The following is a 248-nucleotide window of genomic DNA, read 5'->3' on the forward strand; positions in this document are numbered from 1 at the left end:
CCGCGCGCTGGGCGCGACGCTTGGCGAGATACAGCTTGTCCGCGAGCAGGATCAGGCCCGAGGCCAGGGTCAGCACGACCAGGAGGATCTCAAACAGTTTCATTCAGGGTCCTTTGCAACGTCACCAGACGACCGGCCCCGCGGGGCCGGTGCGGGCTTACTTGTTGTCCATCTGCAGGACGGCCAGGAACGCTTCCTGCGGAATCTCCACGCGTCCGACCTGCTTCATGCGCTTCTTGCCTTCCTTC

At 63.7% G+C, this 248-nt stretch carries 1 protein-coding gene; it reads right to left on the reverse strand.

Annotation, left to right across the window (positions count from 1 at the left end; genetic code table 11):
• Nucleotides 1-157: 157 nt before the first annotated feature.
• The coding region (locus ACRHNM_RS17645) for a hypothetical protein (RefSeq protein ID WP_431137949.1) at nt 158-248 on the reverse strand (91 nt) is incomplete at its 5' end.

The organism is Psychroserpens mesophilus, assembly GCF_050617655.1.
Classification (GTDB): Bacteria; Bacteroidota; Bacteroidia; order Flavobacteriales; family Flavobacteriaceae; genus Psychroserpens; species Psychroserpens mesophilus_A.